The following is a 17,935-nucleotide window of genomic DNA, read 5'->3' as shown; positions in this document are numbered from 1 at the left end:
GCTGATCAGTTCAGTCGCGCCCACCGGCGAATAACGCGCGCGTGTTAAATTCAGCTCTATGAAGAACGTGACGCCGATGATCGCAAACCGCATCACCACTGGCAGCACCGGGCTCGACACCATCTTGCGTGGCGGGCTGCCCGCCAACCGCTTGTACCTGCTTGAGGGCCAGCCGGGTGCCGGCAAAACGACGCTTGCACTGCAGTTCCTGCTGGATGGTGCGGCCAAGGGCGAGAGCTGCCTGTATGTGACCTTGTCGGAAACCATCGAAGAGCTCAGTGAAGTCGCTGCCTCGCACCATTGGTCGTTGGAGTCCCTGCATATTTTTGAGCTCGCCTCTGCAGAGGCCTTCCTCGGCGAAGGGCGGCAGCAATCCATCCTGCATCCGTGGGAGATGGAGCTGGATGGCACCATCAAGCTCATCCAGGCCGAAGTGGACCGGGTGAAGCCGACGCGGGTGGTGTTCGATTCGTTGTCCGAGTTGCGCCTGCTGGCGCAGGATTCGCTGCGCTATCGGCGCCAGGTGCTGGCGCTCAAGCAATATTTCGCGCCGCGCAACATCACGGTGTTTCTGGTGGACGATCTCACCGGCGAGCATGGCGAGCATGGCGAGCGGGATGCGCATTTGCACAGCCTGTGCCACGGGGTGATTTCGCTGGAGCGCATGACGCTGGAGTTCGGCGCGGCGCGGCGCCGGTTGCAGGTGCAGAAATTGCGTGGTGTGGATTTCATCGCTGGCTATCACGATCTGGCCATCGTCACCGGCGGCCTGCGTGTCTATCCACGTTTGATCGCCTCCGACCACCACGTGCCATTTGTCGGCGAGCCGGTAGGCAGCGGAGTGGAGCGCATCGATGCATTGCTGCATGGCGGCCCGTTGCGCGGCACCAGCACGCTGGTGACCGGGCCAGCCGGCTCGGGCAAGACCAACCTGGCTCTGCAGTTCGTGGTTGCCGCGTGCGAGCGCGGCGAGCATTGCTGCGTGCTGGAGTTCGACGAGCGCACCGGCACCTTGTTGAAGCGCGCCGAGGGCCTGGGCATGGATCTGCGCAAATATATGGATGCAGGTCTGCTGGAGTTGCACCAGATGGATCCGGCCGAAGTCACGCCGGGCGAATTTGCCTGGACGGTGCGCGGCAGCGTGGAGCAGCGCGCGTGCCGCATTCTGGTGATCGACAGTCTCAACGGGTATCTGGCGTCGATGCCGCAGGAAAAGCAGCTGATGTTGCAGATGCACGAGCTGTTGTCGTATCTCAACCAGAGCGGGGTGACCACGTTCCTGATCAACCCGCAGCAGGGGCTGGTCGGCAGCATGGCGACCAGTAGCACCCTCAATGTCTCCTACATGGCCGACACCGTCATCCTGCTGCGCTTTTTCGAGGCGAAAGGACGCATTCGCAAGGCGTTGTCGGTGCTCAAGAATCGCAGCGGCGCACACGAAGATGCGATTCGCGAGCTGCGCATCGGCAGCAGCGGTCTGCAGCTGAGCGAGCCGCTGGAGAAGTTCTACGGCGTGCTGACCGGTACGCCGCAGTTTGTCGGAGACGACGGCCCGTTGCTGGATCGTCCCCTTGACTATCTGTGACGCGGACGGCTCCATCGTTCATATCATCGCGCCATTCGGCCGCGATGCGCAGAGCATTGCCGGCATCGTTGGCGAACGGGGGCTAGCGCGCCGGGTCTATACCACGCTGGACGCGCTGGCAGGCGACCTGCACGATGGCTCCGGCGTGGTGGTGCTGACCGAAGAAGCGATCCGTGGCGACCTGCATGCGCTGTCGCACATCCTGCAAGGCCAGCAGGCCTGGTCGGACATTCCGTTCGTGTTGTTGCGCACGCCGCGTGGTGCGCACAACCGCCGGCAGGTGCGCCTGCCAGCGGAGATGACCAACGTCATCGAGTTGGAGCGGCCGCTGAGCTCGGCCTCGTTGCTGAGCGCCATCTCCACCGCCTTGCGCGCACGGCAGAAGCAGTTCGTCATCCGCGACCAGCTGGCGCAGTTGGCCGAAAGCCGCGCCGCGCTGGCGCAGAGCGAGGCCGAACTGCGCCGGGTGACCGATGCGCTGCCGGTGCTGATCGCTTTCATCGACAAGAACCTGGTGTACCGCTTTGCCAATCGTTCTTACGAAGACTGGATTGGTGTGCCGCCTGCCAACGTGATCGGGCGGCCGCTGGCGGATGTGGTGGGGCCTGCGGTGGTCGAAGAGCGCCGCGCCTGGATCGAGGCCGCGTTGGCCGGGCAGACGTTGACCATCGAAACCAGCTGGCCGCATGCCGATGGCCGGCGCCGCGATGCGGAAATTCGCTACATGCCGCGCCTGGACGCAGACGGCAAGGTGGATGGGTTCCATGTGTTCGCCACCGATGTGACCACGCGTGCGCTGGCGCTGGAATCGATCCAGCAACAGGCCAACCTGCTGGAAATGAAGGTGGCCGAACGGACCGCCGAGTTGCAACAGCAGATGCTGGCGCGCGAATCCAGCGAAGCGGCATTGCGCCAGGCGCAGAAGATGGAAGCGGTAGGCCAGCTTACCGGGGGCATTGCACACGATTTCAACAACATGCTCACCGGCATCTTGTCTGCGCTGGATCTGGCGCGGCTGCGCATCGACCAGGGGCGCACCGAAGGGTTGGGTCGCTTTCTGGATGTGGCCTCCGCCTCGGCACTGCGCGCAGCTGCGCTCACCCAGCGCGTGCTGGCATTCTCGCGGCGTCAGTCGCTACAGGCGCGGGATCTGCAGTTGAACGATCTGGTGGCGTCGTTGCAGGAGTTGCTGGCGCGCACGCTGGGCGAATCGGTGCGTCTGGAAATCGATCTGTGTGCGGAACTGCCGCAGACATACGTTGACGAAAATCAGCTGGAAAGCGCCCTGATCAATCTGGCCATCAACGCGCGCGATGCCATGCCCGACGGTGGGCAGCTGCGTATCGCAACGCGGCAGCTGCAGGTGGAAGATCAGCCGCTGGAACTCGGCCGTGGCATCGCGTTAGCGCCGGGGAGTTACGTGGTGGTGTCGGTCGCAGACACCGGGACCGGCATGCCCGCCGACGTGCTTGAACGCGTGTTCGAGCCGTTCTACACCACCAAGCCGATCGGCCAGGGCACCGGCCTGGGCATGTCGATGATCTACGGCTTCATGCAGCAGTCCAACGGCCAGGTGTGGGTGGAGTCGCAGCCGGGCACGGGCACCACGGTCAGCCTGTATCTGCCCGCCGGGGTTGCGGCGCAAACCGCAGTGCCGCAGACGCAGAGCGATGCGGTGCTGGCAGGGCAGGGCCAGCAGGTGCTGGTGGTGGAAGACGACGAGCAGGTGCGGCTGCTGGTCACCGAGCTGCTCAGTGAGCTGGGTTACCAGGCCGACGTGGTGGCGGACGCGGACGCGGCGCTGCCGATTCTTGCCTCGCCACGCCGGATCGACCTGTTGGTCACCGACGTCGGCCTGCCGGGACTCAACGGACGCCAATTGGCCGAGATCGCGCGGCAGTCGCGGCGCGATCTGCCGGTGATCTTCATGACCGGCTACGCGGAAACGGCGCGCGACCGTGGCGAATTTCTCGGCGAAGGCATGAGCATGATCGCCAAGCCATTCACGCTGGGCGAGTTCAGCGGAAAGCTGCACGATGTGCTGGGGCCTTCGGTCTGAGCACGGCTGGCGCGATGTGGCAAACCAGTTGAACGTGGATGCTGCATGGGAGCGACGTGTACGAGTGGTCGCTTTCGCTCTCGGGTCACGCGCTGTTTGTCTCGCGATTGCGCGGTCTTTCGGTGGCTGCACTCCAGCTGGCAAGGTTGCGCGAGAGACTGCAATGCGATGACGGCGATTTGCCGCCACTGCACGGCACGATGCGTCGCGCTTGATTGTGCGATGCGCTGAGGCGGAGTGTTTGCGCCAGGTGCCGCGTCTATCGCGTGACCCGGCTGCTTGGCATGCTGCACGCGCTGTGCAATTGCACTGCGTTGCGGCCATCGCAATCAGACCGCAGCACGCAGGGGGCGTTGCTCAGCGCGTGCCACGCGCGGACTGCCGCGCGCTGGCCATCGATTCGGCCACCGCGATCTTGTCTGCCACCGCCTTCTGCATGGGCGATCCGGTTTCCAGCAAACCGTGCAGATGCCGCCAGTGCGCAGTGGCTGCGGCGAAGTCCTGCTGTTGAAAATCGCTGATGCCCAGCAACCAGAGCCCACGCTGGTTGTCCGGCTCGCGTGCGATCACCTGCTGCAAGCGTGTGCGCGATGCGGCGTCGATGGCGAAATCGTCGCGCGTGGCCATGTCCGCCGCCACCCAGCCCACAATGGCGGCGCTGATATCGGGAGCGATCTTGAGCGCTTGTGCATACGCCTCGCGCGCTTCGGCGGGTCGGTCGTTCTGCTCGAATGTCTTGGCTTGCTGCATGAAGCGATCCAGCGCCTGCGCCTGCGCATCGGCAGTGTTGCTTGCCGATTGCGCCTGCCCCGCAGCCGCAGACGGTGGCAGTGGGACGATGTGGGCTGGCTGCGCTGCATACACCTGCGTCACGATCGCCTCCGGCGCGCCCACCAGCCGATACAAGCCCGCCGTGGCCAGCGGCACGCCCAGTCCTAGCAGAATTGCCCAGCGGTAGCGTGCATCACCGCTGCCGGTGGGGCGGCGCAGCAGTGGTGCCAGCAACAGCAGCAAGGCCAGCGCCACCAGCACGGCACTTGCGATATAAAAACCCGCCATCACCATTCTTCCTCCCCTTGCGGCGCCACCGGCGTCCCGGCACGCGCACGGTGACGCATGGTGTGGACGACCACGCCGGCACCTGCAGCCAACATCAGCGCCGGCCCGAACCACAGCAGCCAGGTGCCGCGTTTGACCGGTGGGTCGTACAACACGAAATCCGAATAGCGATCGACCATGTACTGCTTGATCTGCGCATCACTCTTGCCGGCCTGCAGTTGCGCGAACACCTGATGCCGCAGATCGCGCGCCAGGCTGGCGTTGGAATCGGCCAGGTTTTCGTTCTGGCAGACCAGGCAGCGCAGTTGCGCGGTCAAGCGCTGGAAGCGTGCTTCTTCGCTGCGGTTCTTGAACGGCAGCGGGTCCACGGCCTGCGCCGCCAGCGAGGGCGCCAGCAGCATGCCAAGCAACAACACCAGCAACAAACGCACACGGCGGCCGTGCGCGCGCCAATGCCAGCGCCAATGCAACACGCGTGTTTGAAGCGCCGAGGCCATCACGGTGTGCCCTTGCGCAGCGCGGCGATGGCCGGCAGCAACTCGTCGTCGATGGCATCCGGGGTCAGCACGCCGATGTGCTTGTAGCGGATCATGCCTTGGGCATCGATCAGGAACGTTTCCGGTGCACCGTAGACGCCAAAGTCGATGGCGGTCTGGCCGGCTTCATCGGCGATCACCACTGCATACGGGTTGCCAAGGCGCGCGAGCCAGGCGGTGGCATCGGCGGGCACGTCCTTGTAGTTGTAGCCGATCAGCGGCACGCCAAGCCGGCTGGCCTGGGCCATCAACACCGGATGTTCGTGCACGCATTCGGCGCACCAGCTGCCGAATACATTCAGCACGTAGGGTTTGCCCAGCAACTGCTCACGGCTGACGCGTTGCGCGGGCAGATCCAGCCGCGGCAACGAAAACGCCGGTGCCGGTTTGCCGAGCAATGGCGATGGCACCTCGCGCGGATTGTGCTGCATGGTCCGCAGGATGCCGACGCCGAACAGCGCCGCCAGCAACACAAAGCCCAGCAAGGGCAGCAGACGATTCACGGGTGCGATTCCTGTGCGATGACGAGCGCTGGTTGCGCCGAAGAGGCGGCCGCGGTGTGTGCAGTCACCGGCGCACGAAAGCGGCGTGCGCAGGCGCTGACAAAACCGCCGAGCATCATCAGCAGGCCGCCGGCCCAGATCCAGCGAATGAAGGGTTTGTAATACAGCCGCAGCGTCCAGTCGTCTTCGATGTGCTCATCGTCCAGTGGCTCGCCCAGGGCCACATACAGGTCGCGGGCGATGCCGGGATCGATCGCCGATTCGGTCTGGATCCGCTCGCTGCTGTACAGGCGTTTTTGCGGATGCAGTTGCGCGACGAGCTGGCCGCTGCGGCTGACCTGCACGCTGCCTTGTTCGGCTTTCCAGTTTGGCCCATCCACCAACTGCACCCCATCGAAACGGAAGCTGTAGCCGGCGATCTGCGCCGACTCGCCGGGCGACAGCCGCACATCGCGTTCCACCGACAGGCTTTCGGAGACCAGCACGCCGGCAACGAACACCGCCACGCCCGCATGTGCGATCAGCATGCCGGCCATTTCCGCCGGAAAGCGCCGCCCGCGCGGCATGTCGCGCCAGCGTTTGACCATGTACAGCGCAGTGCCCGCAGCCACCCATGCGGCCACGCCCATGCCGGCGATCGCCTTGGCCTGGCCATCGGCAAACACACTGCCGACCAGGGCACACGCAATTGCGGCGATGCCGGCGCGCGTGCCAAGTGCTTTCAACGGTGCGGCTTCGGCCTTGCCCCAGCGCAGGTACGGGCCGAACGGCAGCAACAGCACCACCGGCAGCATCAGCAGCGGAAACAGCAGGCCGAAATAGGGCGGCCCCACCGACACCTTGCCCAGCGCAAACGCGTCGGCGATCAGCGGGAACAAGGTACCCAGCAAGACCATGGCCGCGGCCACGGTGAGCAGCAGGTTGCCGACGAGAATGCCGGTTTCGCGCGAGGCAGCGGCGAACGGTTTGCCGCTGGCGATCTTGGGCGCGCGCAGTGCATACAACAGCAACGAGCCGCCGACGACGGCAACCAGAAAAACGAGGATGTGCAGGCCGCGGCGCGGATCGGCCGCAAACGCATGCACCGAGGTCAGCACGCCCGAGCGCACCAGGAAGGTGCCCAGCAACGACAGCGAAAACGCCAGGATCGACAGCAGGATGGTCCATGCACGCAGGCTGCCGCGTTTTTCGGTGACCGCCTGGGAGTGGATCAATGCGGTGCCGACCAGCCATGGCATGAAACTGGCGTTTTCCACCGGGTCCCAGAACCACCAGCCGCCCCAGCCCAGTTCCGCATAGGCCCACCAGCTGCCGGCGACGATGCCGGCGGTCAGGCAGGCCCAGGCCACATTGGTCCACGGCCGCGCCCAGCGCACCCAGGCCTGTTCCAGTTCGCCGCCGAGCAATGCCGCCACTGCGAATGCGAATGCCACCGAAAACCCGACATAGCCGGTGTACAGCACTGGCGGGTGGAAGGTCATGCCCGGGTCCTGCAACACCGGATTGAGTTCGTTGCCATCCAGCGGAATCGGCGAGAGCCGCCCGAACGGATTGGAGGTCAGCAGGATGAAGGCCAGAAAGCCCAGCGAGATCAACCCCAGGACCGCCAGCACGCGGGCGGCGAAGTGCTGCGGCAGGTGCCGGCTGAAGGCGGCCAGCAGCACCGTCCAAGTGGACAGGATGGCGATCCACAACAACAGCGAGCCTTCGTGGGCGCCCCACACCGCCGCAACGCGGTAGTACCAGGGCAGGGCGATGTTGGCGTTGGCAGCGACGTAGCCCACCGAAAAATCCAGCGACAACAACGACCAGGCGAGCAGGCCGAACGCCATCCACACGAACACCGCCTGGCCCACTGCCGCAGGCCGCGCGATACCCATCAACGCGGTGTTGCCGCGCCACGCACCGATCAGGGGCAATACGCCCTGGGCGAGCGATAACAGCAGTGCCAGGATCAGTGCGATCTGGCCGAGTTCAGGCGTCATGGGCGGATCGCAAGGTGAAATGGAAAGAGGAAGTCATCGACGTGCGTGGCAATGACCGCAAGCGCATCAACGCGGTGCGGTCAGCGGTGCGACGGTGGCGGAAATCGGCTTGCCAAGGTGGCCCTGCGCCATCGCATCCTTCAGCTCTTTCGGCATGTAGGTCTCGTCGTGCTTGGCCAGCACTTCGTTGGCGACAAAGCGCCCGCCCTGCATGCGCCCGTTGGCGATGACCGACTGGTTGTCGCGAAACAGGTCCGGAAGAATGCCGGTGTATTCCACCTGGGTCGCCGCGTTTTTATCGATGACGGTGAAGCTGACTTTCAGCGAATCGCCGGCACGCTGGATCGAGCCGGCCTTGACCATGCCACCGAGCCGGAATTGCTGGTAACCGGCGGCTTCCCCCGCACGGACCTGGCTTGGGGTGAACAGGTAGCTCATGTTCCGCTGCAAAGCGAACACGATGAGCGTGACGGACAGCGCGGCGGCGGCCAGTACGCCGATCACCAGCCACAGACGTCGCTTGCGCGTGGCGTTCATGGCGCGTCGCGCTCCAGTGCCGGTGCCGGTTGATCGCGTACACGCCGCGGTGCCTGCCGCTGCAACTGGCCGCGCAGTTCGCGCGGCAGCCGGCGGCGGCGCAGCCAGGGCGCTGCAAGATCGGCCAGCAGTACCAGCACGAACAATGCGTAGGCGGTCCACACGTACTGGCTGTAGCCGCCCATCGCCAGAAAGGTGCTCATGCGGTGCGCTCCGTCAACACGATGCGGCGGACCCAGTCCTTTCCGCTTTCCAGTGCCAGCAATTCCACTCGCACGCGGCCGAACAGGCTCGCAACGTAATAGCACTTGGTGGTCAGCATCATGGTCAGCAGCGGCCACAGCATGTCTGCGCTCATCTTGGAGGGGCCGAGCAGGCGCACGGTGGACCCCTGGTGCAGCGTGTTCCACCACACCACCGAGTAATGCACGATGGGCAGATTCACCAGGCCCACCAGTGCGAGCAAGCCGGCGGCGCGCATCGCCTGGCGGCGGTCTTCCACGGCGTGGTACAGGCCCAGCACGCCCAGGTACAGAAACAGCAGCAGCAACTCGGAGGTGAGCCGCGCATCCCAGGTCCACCAGGTGCCCCACATCGGCTTGCCCCAGAGTGCCCCGGTGCACAGGGTGATGAAGGTGAAGGCTGCGCCGATCGGCGCCGAGGCCATGGCGACCACCTCGGCCAGCTTGATTCGCCACACCAGCGCAATGAACGCCGAGACGCCCATTGCCGCGTAGATGAAAAGACTCATCCAGGCACTGGGCACGTGGATGAAGATGATGCGGTAGGCATCGTGCTGCTGGTAATCCGGCGGTGCCAGTACCAGGCCGCCGTAGGCTGCGACCGCGCCGAGCAGCGCGGCCAGCCCCAGCGCCCACGGGCGCACGCTGCCGGCGACACGATAGAAGGTCGGCGGCGAGCTGAGTCGATGCAGCCACAAGGGAATCCACTTGGCCATGCCGGTGCCGTCAGTTGGAGTGTTTGGCGTGAGATGCCAGCGCCTGCACTGCGGCGCCGGCGTTGACCTGCAACTGCCCGTCGGAGACCTTGCTGGTGCGCTGCATGAGTTCGCGCAACGCCTTGGCATCCATCGATGGTTGCAGCGACAACAGCAGCGCGGCCATGCCGCTGACATGTGCGGTGGCCATCGACGAGCCGGAGGTGAAGTCGTAGCGTCCGTTCGGTTGCGTGGTCAGGATGTCCTTGCCCGGCGCGCTGAGCACGCCGGGCATGGCCGGTGTCGCGCTGCTGCTGCGCACGACCAGCACGCCGGGTACGTCATTGGGAAAGCCATCCAGACGCCCGTTCGGTGGCATTGCCGCCACCACGATGCGGCCCTGTTGCACCAGCTGCTGCAGCATCTTGCTGAGCAGTGGATCGGCGGGGCCGCCCAGGCTCAGGTTGATCACGCGCGCGGAGCTGTTGTCGATCGCCGCCAGCGCCTTGGCCAGGGTGAAGGTATTGCAGCGTGCGGTGGCGCCGACCGTGGGCGCGTACCAGCACGCCTTGTAGATACTCAGCATGGCCTTGGGTGCCATGCCGACGATGCCCTGGTGATTGTTGCTGCCGGCGGCAATGATGCCGGCCACTTCGGTACCGTGCGAATCGGTGCTGGTCTTCACCGGTTTGTCGTCGACCAGATCGTGCACGTCGCGGATGCGCGCCTTCAGATCGGGGTGGTCGGTGTCCACGCCGGTATCGACGACCGCGATCACCACGCCGCGGCCCTCGGTCACGGTCTGCGCGCTGGCGGCATCGGTGTCGATGAAGCCGCGCTGCATGTCCACGTACGGGTCGTTGTAGCTGGACAGCGAGGTCGTCTTTTCCGACGCATCGGCGGAGAACACCGAAAAATCCTGCACTGGCTGCACCAGCTCCACGCCTTCGTCGTCGGCCAGTGCACTGACCAGTTCATCGCGCGACACGCCCGGCGGCGGTTGCAGCACGGCGCAATACAGGCCCAGCGAGATGATTGGCCAGGCCGAGACTTCGCGCAGTTTGTAGCGCTGCTTGATGCTGTCCATGCGCGCGGCAGCCTTCTGGCCGGCGCCGTAATAGCTGGATGCGTAGCCGATCAGGCTGGAGCCGGCGCGGGCCGGCGGTGCGGCGAGCGGGTTGGCCACCGCCAGCAGGATGTCGCGGCTGCTGTCGGGCGTTTGCGCATCGGCCAGCGGCGTGGGTGTGCCGGCAACGTCCGTCACCGGCGCCTGGAGGGCTGCGGCAGCGTGCGCGTTGGAGGGCGCGCCCAGGCCGGCGAACGCGGCGATCAGGCCAATGGCGAACAGGCGATTCATGGGGCCGAGACGATCTCCGCCAGCCGGATGCCCGGGGTGGCGCGTAGTTGCTGCACGGTCTGCTGCGGTGGCGCCGGGGGCCGCGGTGCGGCCGGCACCACGGTGTAGGCGCCCATGTCGTTGGGGCCGCCGACCACCTGCAACTGCTGCGCATGCAGCAGCCGGTCCCAGTCGGCCACGGTCATCCTTGCGTCCGGCACCACGCGGATGGCGCCCTGCGGCACCGGCAAGGCCGCGACGCTGCTGAGCGTGCGGTAGTCGTGCGATGGCGATGGCGCGGGCGAGGCCAGCTTGACACCCATCACGCCCAGCCCGATGGCCTGGACCAGCGCGGCGGCGGCCAGGGCGCGGACCGTCCAACTGCCGGAGCGGCGTGCTGCGGGCGCGCGCGCAGGTGCGCTGTGCTGCTCCGGTGCATCCAGGCGGCCGAGCAGGCGTTGCAGACCGGCGTTCGGGTCCAGCTTCACTGTCGATGGCAGCGCCAGGGCCTGGCGCAGGCGGTTCTGTTGGGCAAATTCGGCGCTACACGAGGCGCACTTGGCCACGTGCGCGATCAGCCAGGTGTTTTCTTCTTCGGTGGCACTGTCCAGCAGCACCGCCGGCATCAATTCCCAGGCGTGCGAGCATTCCTTGCCAGGCGCGATGAAAAACGTCTTCATTGCATGGTCTCCGTGTAAGGGGCGCCGCCGGCCAGGCCGGGCAGCACATTGCGTAATTTGACCCGGGCATGGAACAGCCGGGCTTTGATGGTGCCAACCGGGCACTGCATGATGTCGGCCACTTCTTCGAGCTTGTGGCCGACGCCGTAGACCAGTTCGACCACCAGGCGCTGGTCCGGCGAAAGCCGTTCCATGCCCTTGTCCAGCCAGTCGCGCAGTTCGCGGTCGTCGTTGTCGTCGGCGCTGGGGGCGTGGTCTTCCACCAGGGCGGTGTCGTCGATGGCTTCGCCGTCATGCTGGCGCAGGCATTTGAGTCCGCAGCGGTAGGCGATGCCCATGATCCAGGTGGACACCTGCGAGTCGCCGCGGAAGTCGCCGGCCTTTTGCCAGGCGATCCAGAAGCAATCGTTGATGGCCTCTTCGATGATGTCCGGGCGGCGGGTCAGCCGCGACAGGAAGCGGCACAGCCGGCCGTGATAGCTGTGGTACATGCTGGCCAGCGCGTCGCGATCGCCCCCGGCCATGCGGCGCAACAGCATGCGGTCGGTGGCATCGCCCAGGGTGTCGGTGTCATTCATCGGTGCAGGCATGGCAGGTAACGCACGTCAGTGCGCGCAGGCAGGCAAAAGGTTGCGTATGGATCAGAAGGTTCTGGCGACCGTGCCCAGCCACGGCATGTCGCCGGGGCCGCCCTGCATGCGCGGGGTGTTGCCGCTGGTGAGGATGCGCTCGGCTTTCAGTGTCCATCCGGCGCGGTTCCACTTCAGGCCCACCTGGCCGTACTGATAGCGGCCGGAGCGCGCTGCACCGTAGGCCATGGCCGGAAAGCGCGACGAGCCGGCACCGAGCGACAGGCTGACATCGTGGCGCAGCGGGACGTTGGCGGTGATGTCGAACGCCACGTTCCACGGCGACCGGTCGGCCCGCGGGAAATTGAAGGTGGACAGCGAAAACGTCAGCAGGTCGCGGTAGGACCAGGCCAGGCTGGCTTCCTGGCGGTCGAAGGTGCGCGTGGCGCGGTCGGTCGGGTAGCCGTAGTAGAGCAGGCTGGCCTGCATCTGCCAGCGGTCGTCCAGCATCCAGGCGCGCCCGAGCTGTGCGGTGACCGCGACCGGATCGCTCCAGGCGGGGGACTGCAGCGCCACCGAGGTGGAAACCGACCAGCCGGGAGCGGGCAGCCAGTAACCGGCGGCCTGCACGGTGACCTTGTTGGGCGCGATCGAGATGCCGCGGTCGATCAGGCTGGAGGTCAGCGCCACGGCGCCGCCGAAGTCCTTGGCCAAGGCGCTGCCGCAGGCGCCGGCTGCCAGCGTGAGCAGCAGCCCCTGCAGCAGCGTGCGGTGCCGGTGTGGTTGGCGACGCACCCGCGGTTGGCATGGTTGCTGGGCGGACACGGCCGGTCGTGCTTCGCAAAGCTGGCGGCGTGCGGCACTGTCCGACAGTGCGCCCACGCAGAAGCCCGCGCGGGCGCAGTGCCGTCGCGGTCGGGAGGGGAGCGGCTTGGAAGCTGGAACGGTGGGCAATGGCGTGGGGCGGTGTGTCAAACAGGGACGCGATGGTGCCCCAGGTCGGCGGACGAGACCACCGCAGCGGCGGCGATTGCGTCCGGATACGCGAAGGCACCGCGTCGGGCAACGCGAATCCATCCTGGTCGGCCGGTGGCGGCCGCCTGCAATACCTGGCTGTGCGGCGGCCGCCACCGGTAGGGTGCCACGGCTGGGCGCGTTGGTAACCGATGCAGCCACGCCACCGGCGGAGCACGCGATGCAGGTGGTGCCCGCAGGACAGACGGCCGGGACCGCGGGCACACGCGCGGTGCGATTGGCGCGCCATCCGTCCGCCCCCTCGGGCGACGACGCGCCATGCCGCGTAGCCCGCGCCTATTTCAAGGTGTTGAGGTAGGCGATCAGTGCGTCAAGCTCCTTGGGGTCGTCCAGGCCGTCGTACTTCATCTTGGTGCCCGGCAGCGCCTTGGACGAGGATTGCGACAGATAGGTCTTGAGCTGGGCCGGGGTCCAGGTCCATTTGCTGTTCTTGAGCGCGTCGGAATAACCGCCGAAGTCGGCGACCGTACCGGCAGGGCGTCCTGCCACGCCGAACAGCGACGGGCCCTTCTTGTTCTTGCCCGGCTTGACGCTGTGGCATTCACCGCATTCGGTGAGGAAGACGTTGGCGCCGTCGGCAGCGTAGGCCGAGGGCACGGGCAGTGCGCCTGCCAGCATCAGCCCGGCCAACGGGGCGCACAACACGGAGAGTTTGCGTGGTGAGTTCATGTGGATCCGTACAGGTGCGGGAGGGATCAGAAGGCCAGGTTGACCGACAGGGTGAAGCTGTCGAGATCGCGCGGATTGGTGATCGGCGGGCCGCGGAAGACGTTGGAGGTACTGCCGTTGAACTTGTCGAAACGGAACCAGCCGGCGGACACGCGCAGATTGGCCATCGAGGTATAGGTGCCGTCCTTGCCGAACGGGGTCCAGTACAGCAGGATCAAATTGCTGGTGGTGTCCGGGATACCCACTGGCGAATAGCGCGCCGCATCGAACGAGCCGCTGTTGATCATGTGCGCGGCCAGCACGCCGTAGGTCTGCCTGAAGGCGTAGTTCATGCTGAGGGTCTGATCGCGCACGCTGCCCCGGTCCAGCGCCGGCATGGTCGGGTCGGTCGACATCAGCGGGCTGCCGTATTTGCGACGCTCGTAGATGTTGACGTAGGCCAGCGACAGCACGTGCTCGCGGGTGCCGAGGAATTGGTAGGTCAGGTCGTAGCCGAAATCGGTGAGGTCGTCGCTGGGCCCGGTGCGCAGCGGCTGGCGGCGCGTCGTGAGCGCGGTCAGGCCCACCGAGAAGAACTGGCGCTTCATGTCCTTCATGTAGGCAAGACGCGCATAGCCGGTGTCGCCGAGCTTGCCCGGGTCGCCGTTGACCGGCCAGCCGAGGCGGTCCTGCGCAGACGGCGACAGCGCGCTGTAGCTACCCACTTCGCCGTACCAATTGCGGTCGTACAGGCCGTAGACGCTGGCGCCGATGACGCGGTTGGACAGCGCCGAGGAGCTGAGCATGGTGGAGGCGCCGCCATTGGAGGCAGGGGTGAGCGTGGAGGCGTTCGGCAGCACGTGCACCGGGTCGGAAATGCCCGGGTTGTTGTTGACGCTGACACCGATCATGGTGTCCTTGCCCGCCATCTGGAACGGCTTGCCGACAAAGCGCAGATCGACATCGTCCAGGCGCGTATCGAAGGTCGCATTGCCGCTGTTGTTGGAGCGGATCTTCGAATAGCCGCCAATATTGTCGTTGAGGCGGCCGCCCAGATACAGATCGGCTTCGCGCAGACGTGAGGTGCTGTCGCCGCGGCTGGGGTTGTTGCGCGACCAGGTGAGCTGGCCGGAGACCGGGATCTTGGTGCCCTCGCCATCGGTATCGGTAAAACCGCCGAGCTTGAAGCGCATGCCGTAGGGCGTGAGCGAGGGGCCATAGGAACCGACATGGCAATCGGCGCAGGACGAGCCGGTCTGGCGCGCGAACGAGGGAATCGCCTGCGCCTGCGTGCTGGCCAGTAGCAACAAGGGGCCGGACACGCACAACAAGGACGTCAGGCAGGCAGTACGCGTAGCGGTGCAACGCGGGGCGGGCTGGAAAGCGGGCATGGAAAGTCCTTGTTCGACGGTGCGGGATGCAGTGGTGCGGGAATGGGGGAAGAAACGGATCACAGGTGGCTGGAAATGGCGGTTCACGCCTGCTTGCCCGGTAAGACGCGACGCAGCAGACCGTCACGCAACACCAGGTGATGCCAGAGCGCGGCGCCGAGATGCAGTAGCACCAGCGCCAGCAGCGCCCAGGCCGCATTCAAGTGCCAGGTGCCGAGGGTGTCGCCGAGGTCGCCGTCCGGTGCGACCAGCGCGGGCAAGGGGATGCCGAAGAAATACACCTGCTTGCCGTAGGCGCTGCTCAGCGACCAGCCCAGCAATGGCAGCGCGAGCATCAGGCCGTACATCGCCACATGCGTGGCGCCAGCGGCCAGGCGCATCGGCAGCGATGCGGGCGGGCCGGGCGGCAATCTGCGCAACCGCAGGCGCAACCCGATGCGTAACGCAAACAGCGCCAGCACCAGCAAGCCAAAGTGGCGGTGGCCTTCCAGCAGCCACTGACGCAGTGCGCGGCCATCCAGTTCGGCGCGCAGCAGGATCAGCGTGGCGGCCATGGTCAGGCACAGCACGGTAAGCCAGTGCAGCACGCGCATCGCCTTGGGCAAGGGCGGCACGTGCGCGGCTGCGGGCGCCCGTTCTGCCGGGGGCACCGCGTCTGTGCCGTTGACGGGAGCGCTGGCGGGCGCCGGGGGGGAGGAGCGCATCTGATCTGTCTTCCGGTGGTGGTCGTTGGTTCCGGCTGCGCGCCGCGCGGCCAGGCCTGGCTCCCCACGCAGGCCCAACGGCGGCCAGGTGAACGTGCACCGATGGGTGCGGCGATGTCGGAAAAAGGTTGCGTCGTTGCGGCACCTGGTTCGCACGTGCTGCATATCGAAGCGCTGCGACACGATCGGTTGCGCTTGCGCGCACGGCGCTTCGCAGAGCCGCGAGCGCGCGCAACCTTTCGCGCAACCCGGCGCACTCAGGCATGTCGCACTACGTGCAGTCGGCGGTTACGCCTTTCCGATCATGGCTATCGAACGCATCCAGTTGCATACCCACGGTGACGATCGCGGCCTGCTCATTTCATTGGAGCAGCAGCGCAATGTTCCGTTCGAGATCCGCCGTGTGTATTACCTGTTCGGCACGCGCCACGACGTGCATCGTGGCCAGCACGCGCACCGCCAGCTCAATCAATTTGCAGTGGCCTTGCATGGCTCGGTGACGATTCTGCTCGACGAAGGCAACGGCAATGGCCCCAGCGAAGTCGTGCTGGACGACCCATCGCAAGGCCTGCTGCTCGGCCGCATGGTGTGGCGCGACCTGTACCGCTTCAGTGCCGACTGCGTGCTGATGGTGCTGGCCGACCAGCTTTACGACCCTGGCGATTACATCCTGGACTACGACCAGTTCGTGAGCGAAGTGCGCAATGGCACTGCGCTGCAAGCGCGCAGGCTGGAAGCATGAGCGCACCGAGGCAACTGGTGATTGTCGGCGCGGGCGAGTTCGCGCAGATCGCCTGCGAGTACTTCCAGCACGACAGCCACTACACGGTGGCGGCCTTCAGTGTAGAGCGCGCTTTTCTGCTGCAGCCCACAGTGGCCGGGTTGCCGGTGGTGGCCTACGAAGAACTCGAGCAATGCTATCCGCCGCAAGACTACGCGGTGTTCGTGGCGATTCCTGCAACGCAACTCAATCGCCTGCGCACGCGCTTTTTCCAGGATCTGGTGCGGCGCGGCTATCGCTGCGCGACGTATGTGAGCTCACGCGCCTTCGTCTGGCATAACGCGCAGATCGGCGCCAACTGCTTCATCTTCGAGGGCAACGTCGTGCAGCCATTCACCCGCATCGGCGACAACTGCGTGTTGTGGAGCGGTAACCATATCGGCCACCGCACGGTGGTGCAGGATCATGTGTTCATCGCCTCGCATGCGGTGATTTCCGGCTATTGCCAGATCGGGCAGGGCAGCTTTATCGGCGTCAACGCCACGCTCAGCGACAAGATGCGCATCGCCGCAGACAACATCATCGGCGCCGGCGCGCTGGTGACGCGACATACCGAAGCCGGGCGTGTGTACGTGGGCTCGCCGGCGCGCCCGGTGGCGGGCAGATCCAGCTTCGATGTGGAGCTCTGAGCGGTGCTTGCCTGGAACAAACGCGGACTGGTGTTCGACGTCGCGCGCCACGGGGTGGGCGGCTGGATGAACCATGCCGCGCTGACGCCAACACCGCATCGCCTGTCTGCTCAGGTGCTGCGGGTGTACGCCGGCTTTCGCGATGCGCAGGGCGTGAGCCGGATCGGATACGTGGATGTGCGCGCCGATGCGCCAACGCAGATCGTCGGCGTCAGCAAGCATCCGGTGCTCGACATTGGCCGTGACGGTTGTTTCGACGACAACGGCATGATCCTGGGCGATGTGGTGGCCGGGCCGGATGGGCTGTACCTGTTCTATGTCGGCTTCCAGCGTGTGGCCAAGGCCAAGTTCCTCGCCTTCACCGGCCTGGCGGTCTCCCACGATGGTGGCGAGCGCTTCCAGCGTCGGCAGGAAACGCCGCTGCTGGATCGCGCACCGGGGCGCAGCACGATTGCCGCGGTGCATTCGGCACGCTACGAACAGGGCCGCTGGAGGCTCTGGTACGCGGTGGGCGATGATTGGGAAACGATTGGCGGCCAGCCGTATCCGCGTTACCACATCCGCTACGCCCAGACCGACGACCTGCGTTGCATTCCTACCGACGATGCTGTGTGCCTGCGTCCACACGGCGACGAATACCGCATCGGGCGTCCGCGCGTGTACCGGTTCGGCGAGCGCTATCTGATGTATTTCACCCGTGGCGACCTCCAGGGCGGCTACTTTCCCGGCATCGCCTTCAGTGGCGATGGGGTGCACTGGGAACGCGACGACCGTCAGTTGGGGCTTGCGTTATCCGATGACGGCTGGGATGCGCAAACGCTGTGCTACCCCGCCTTGATCCAGCACGGCGAGCGTGTGTTGATGTTCTACAACGGCAACGCGATGGGGCAGGCGGGCTTCGGTCTGGCAGAGGCGGCGTTGCCGGTTGCGTTACAGGGCTGTCATGTTTTCGGTTAGGTCC

General features: G+C 65.9%; 19 protein-coding genes. 5 read left to right on the top strand and 14 right to left on the bottom strand.

The window, feature by feature from the left end; all coding sequences use genetic code 11:
• The first annotated feature begins 58 nt into the window (after positions 1-58).
• Together J7360_RS09805 and J7360_RS09800 are read left to right on the top strand one after the other, a co-directional pair.
• A complete protein-coding gene (locus J7360_RS09805) occupies positions 59-1,585 on the top strand; it encodes an ATPase domain-containing protein (protein ID WP_209033755.1) in 1,527 nt (508 codons plus the stop codon).
• A complete protein-coding gene (locus tag J7360_RS09800) occupies positions 1,572-3,644 on the top strand; it encodes a PAS domain-containing protein (protein WP_057659695.1) in 2,073 nt (690 codons plus the stop codon). Before J7360_RS09805 ends, J7360_RS09800 begins: the two co-directional genes overlap by 14 nt.
• 357 nt (positions 3,645-4,001) lie before the next feature.
• Here J7360_RS09800 and J7360_RS09795 read toward each other — a convergent pair whose 3' ends face one another.
• The 14 genes from J7360_RS09795 to J7360_RS09730 form a co-directional block, all read right to left on the bottom strand.
• Complete coding sequence (locus tag J7360_RS09795) at positions 4,002-4,709, bottom strand: C-type cytochrome biogenesis protein (RefSeq protein WP_209033753.1); 708 nt, start codon at positions 4,707-4,709, stop codon at positions 4,002-4,004.
• Positions 4,703-5,200 carry a cytochrome c-type biogenesis protein gene (locus J7360_RS09790; RefSeq protein ID WP_017159160.1) on the bottom strand — a complete coding sequence of 166 codons (498 nt, stop codon included), beginning with the start codon at positions 5,198-5,200 and terminating at the stop codon, positions 4,703-4,705. Before J7360_RS09790 ends, J7360_RS09795 begins: the two co-directional genes overlap by 7 nt.
• Positions 5,200-5,742, bottom strand: coding sequence for a DsbE family thiol:disulfide interchange protein (locus J7360_RS09785; protein WP_017155056.1), 543 nt, complete (start codon positions 5,740-5,742; stop codon positions 5,200-5,202). Before J7360_RS09785 ends, J7360_RS09790 begins: the two co-directional genes overlap by 1 nt.
• Entirely contained in the window at positions 5,739-7,727 is a 1,989-nt protein-coding gene (locus J7360_RS09780) for a heme lyase CcmF/NrfE family subunit (protein ID WP_209033752.1), read from the bottom strand. Before J7360_RS09780 ends, J7360_RS09785 begins: the two co-directional genes overlap by 4 nt.
• 66 nt (positions 7,728-7,793) lie before the next feature.
• Positions 7,794-8,264, bottom strand: coding sequence for a cytochrome c maturation protein CcmE (ccmE, locus tag J7360_RS09775; protein ID WP_007970694.1), 471 nt, complete (start codon positions 8,262-8,264; stop codon positions 7,794-7,796).
• The gene (gene ccmD / locus J7360_RS09770; RefSeq protein ID WP_057659704.1) at positions 8,261-8,467 is read right to left on the bottom strand and encodes a heme exporter protein CcmD; all 207 of its coding nucleotides are present in this window, start codon (positions 8,465-8,467) and stop codon (positions 8,261-8,263) included. The genes ccmE and ccmD overlap by 4 nt, the downstream gene beginning before the upstream one ends.
• Entirely contained in the window at positions 8,464-9,222 is a 759-nt protein-coding gene (locus J7360_RS09765) for a heme ABC transporter permease (protein WP_057659707.1), read from the bottom strand. Before J7360_RS09765 ends, ccmD begins: the two co-directional genes overlap by 4 nt.
• A 10-nt stretch (positions 9,223-9,232) precedes the next feature.
• A complete protein-coding gene (locus tag J7360_RS09760; RefSeq protein ID WP_057659709.1) occupies positions 9,233-10,558 on the bottom strand; it encodes a S8 family serine peptidase in 1,326 nt (441 codons plus the stop codon).
• The gene (locus tag J7360_RS09755; protein ID WP_057659711.1) at positions 10,555-11,217 is read right to left on the bottom strand and encodes a zf-HC2 domain-containing protein; all 663 of its coding nucleotides are present in this window, start codon (positions 11,215-11,217) and stop codon (positions 10,555-10,557) included. The genes J7360_RS09760 and J7360_RS09755 overlap by 4 nt, the downstream gene beginning before the upstream one ends.
• A complete protein-coding gene (locus tag J7360_RS09750; protein WP_007964109.1) occupies positions 11,214-11,807 on the bottom strand; it encodes a sigma-70 family RNA polymerase sigma factor in 594 nt (197 codons plus the stop codon). Before J7360_RS09750 ends, J7360_RS09755 begins: the two co-directional genes overlap by 4 nt.
• 51 nt (positions 11,808-11,858) lie before the next feature.
• Entirely contained in the window at positions 11,859-12,668 is an 810-nt protein-coding gene (locus J7360_RS09745; protein WP_022559568.1) for a hypothetical protein, read from the bottom strand.
• Positions 12,669-13,097: 429 nt separating this feature from the next.
• Entirely contained in the window at positions 13,098-13,490 is a 393-nt protein-coding gene (locus J7360_RS09740; protein ID WP_003481759.1) for a c-type cytochrome, read from the bottom strand.
• A 26-nt stretch (positions 13,491-13,516) separates the two neighbouring features.
• Positions 13,517-14,860 carry a hypothetical protein gene (locus tag J7360_RS09735; RefSeq protein WP_057659712.1) on the bottom strand — a complete coding sequence of 448 codons (1,344 nt, stop codon included), beginning with the start codon at positions 14,858-14,860 and terminating at the stop codon, positions 13,517-13,519.
• 83 nt (positions 14,861-14,943) lie between these two features.
• Positions 14,944-15,453 carry a cytochrome b/b6 domain-containing protein gene (locus tag J7360_RS09730; RefSeq protein ID WP_007966841.1) on the bottom strand — a complete coding sequence of 170 codons (510 nt, stop codon included), beginning with the start codon at positions 15,451-15,453 and terminating at the stop codon, positions 14,944-14,946.
• Positions 15,454-15,868: 415 nt separating this feature from the next.
• Here J7360_RS09730 and J7360_RS09725 point away from each other — a divergent pair, with 415 nt between their 5' ends.
• The 3 genes from J7360_RS09725 to J7360_RS09715 are packed head-to-tail and all read left to right on the top strand — an operon-like array spanning position 15,869 to position 17,931.
• Positions 15,869-16,306 (top strand): FdtA/QdtA family cupin domain-containing protein, encoded by a 438-nt coding sequence (locus J7360_RS09725; protein WP_007972313.1) that lies wholly within the window; start codon positions 15,869-15,871, stop codon positions 16,304-16,306.
• Positions 16,303-16,974, top strand: coding sequence for an acetyltransferase (locus J7360_RS09720; RefSeq protein ID WP_057659714.1), 672 nt, complete (start codon positions 16,303-16,305; stop codon positions 16,972-16,974). The genes J7360_RS09725 and J7360_RS09720 overlap by 4 nt, the downstream gene beginning before the upstream one ends.
• 3 nt (positions 16,975-16,977) lie before the next feature.
• Complete coding sequence (locus J7360_RS09715; protein ID WP_022559565.1) at positions 16,978-17,931, top strand: hypothetical protein; 954 nt, start codon at positions 16,978-16,980, stop codon at positions 17,929-17,931.
• Positions 17,932-17,935: the final 4 nt, after the last annotated feature.

Source organism: Xanthomonas sp. D-99, assembly GCF_017746145.1.
In the GTDB taxonomy this organism is placed as follows: Bacteria; Pseudomonadota; Gammaproteobacteria; order Xanthomonadales; family Xanthomonadaceae; genus Xanthomonas; species Xanthomonas cissicola.
Note: the sequence above shows the minus strand (reverse complement) of the source record. Positions and strands in the feature narration are given on the sequence as shown.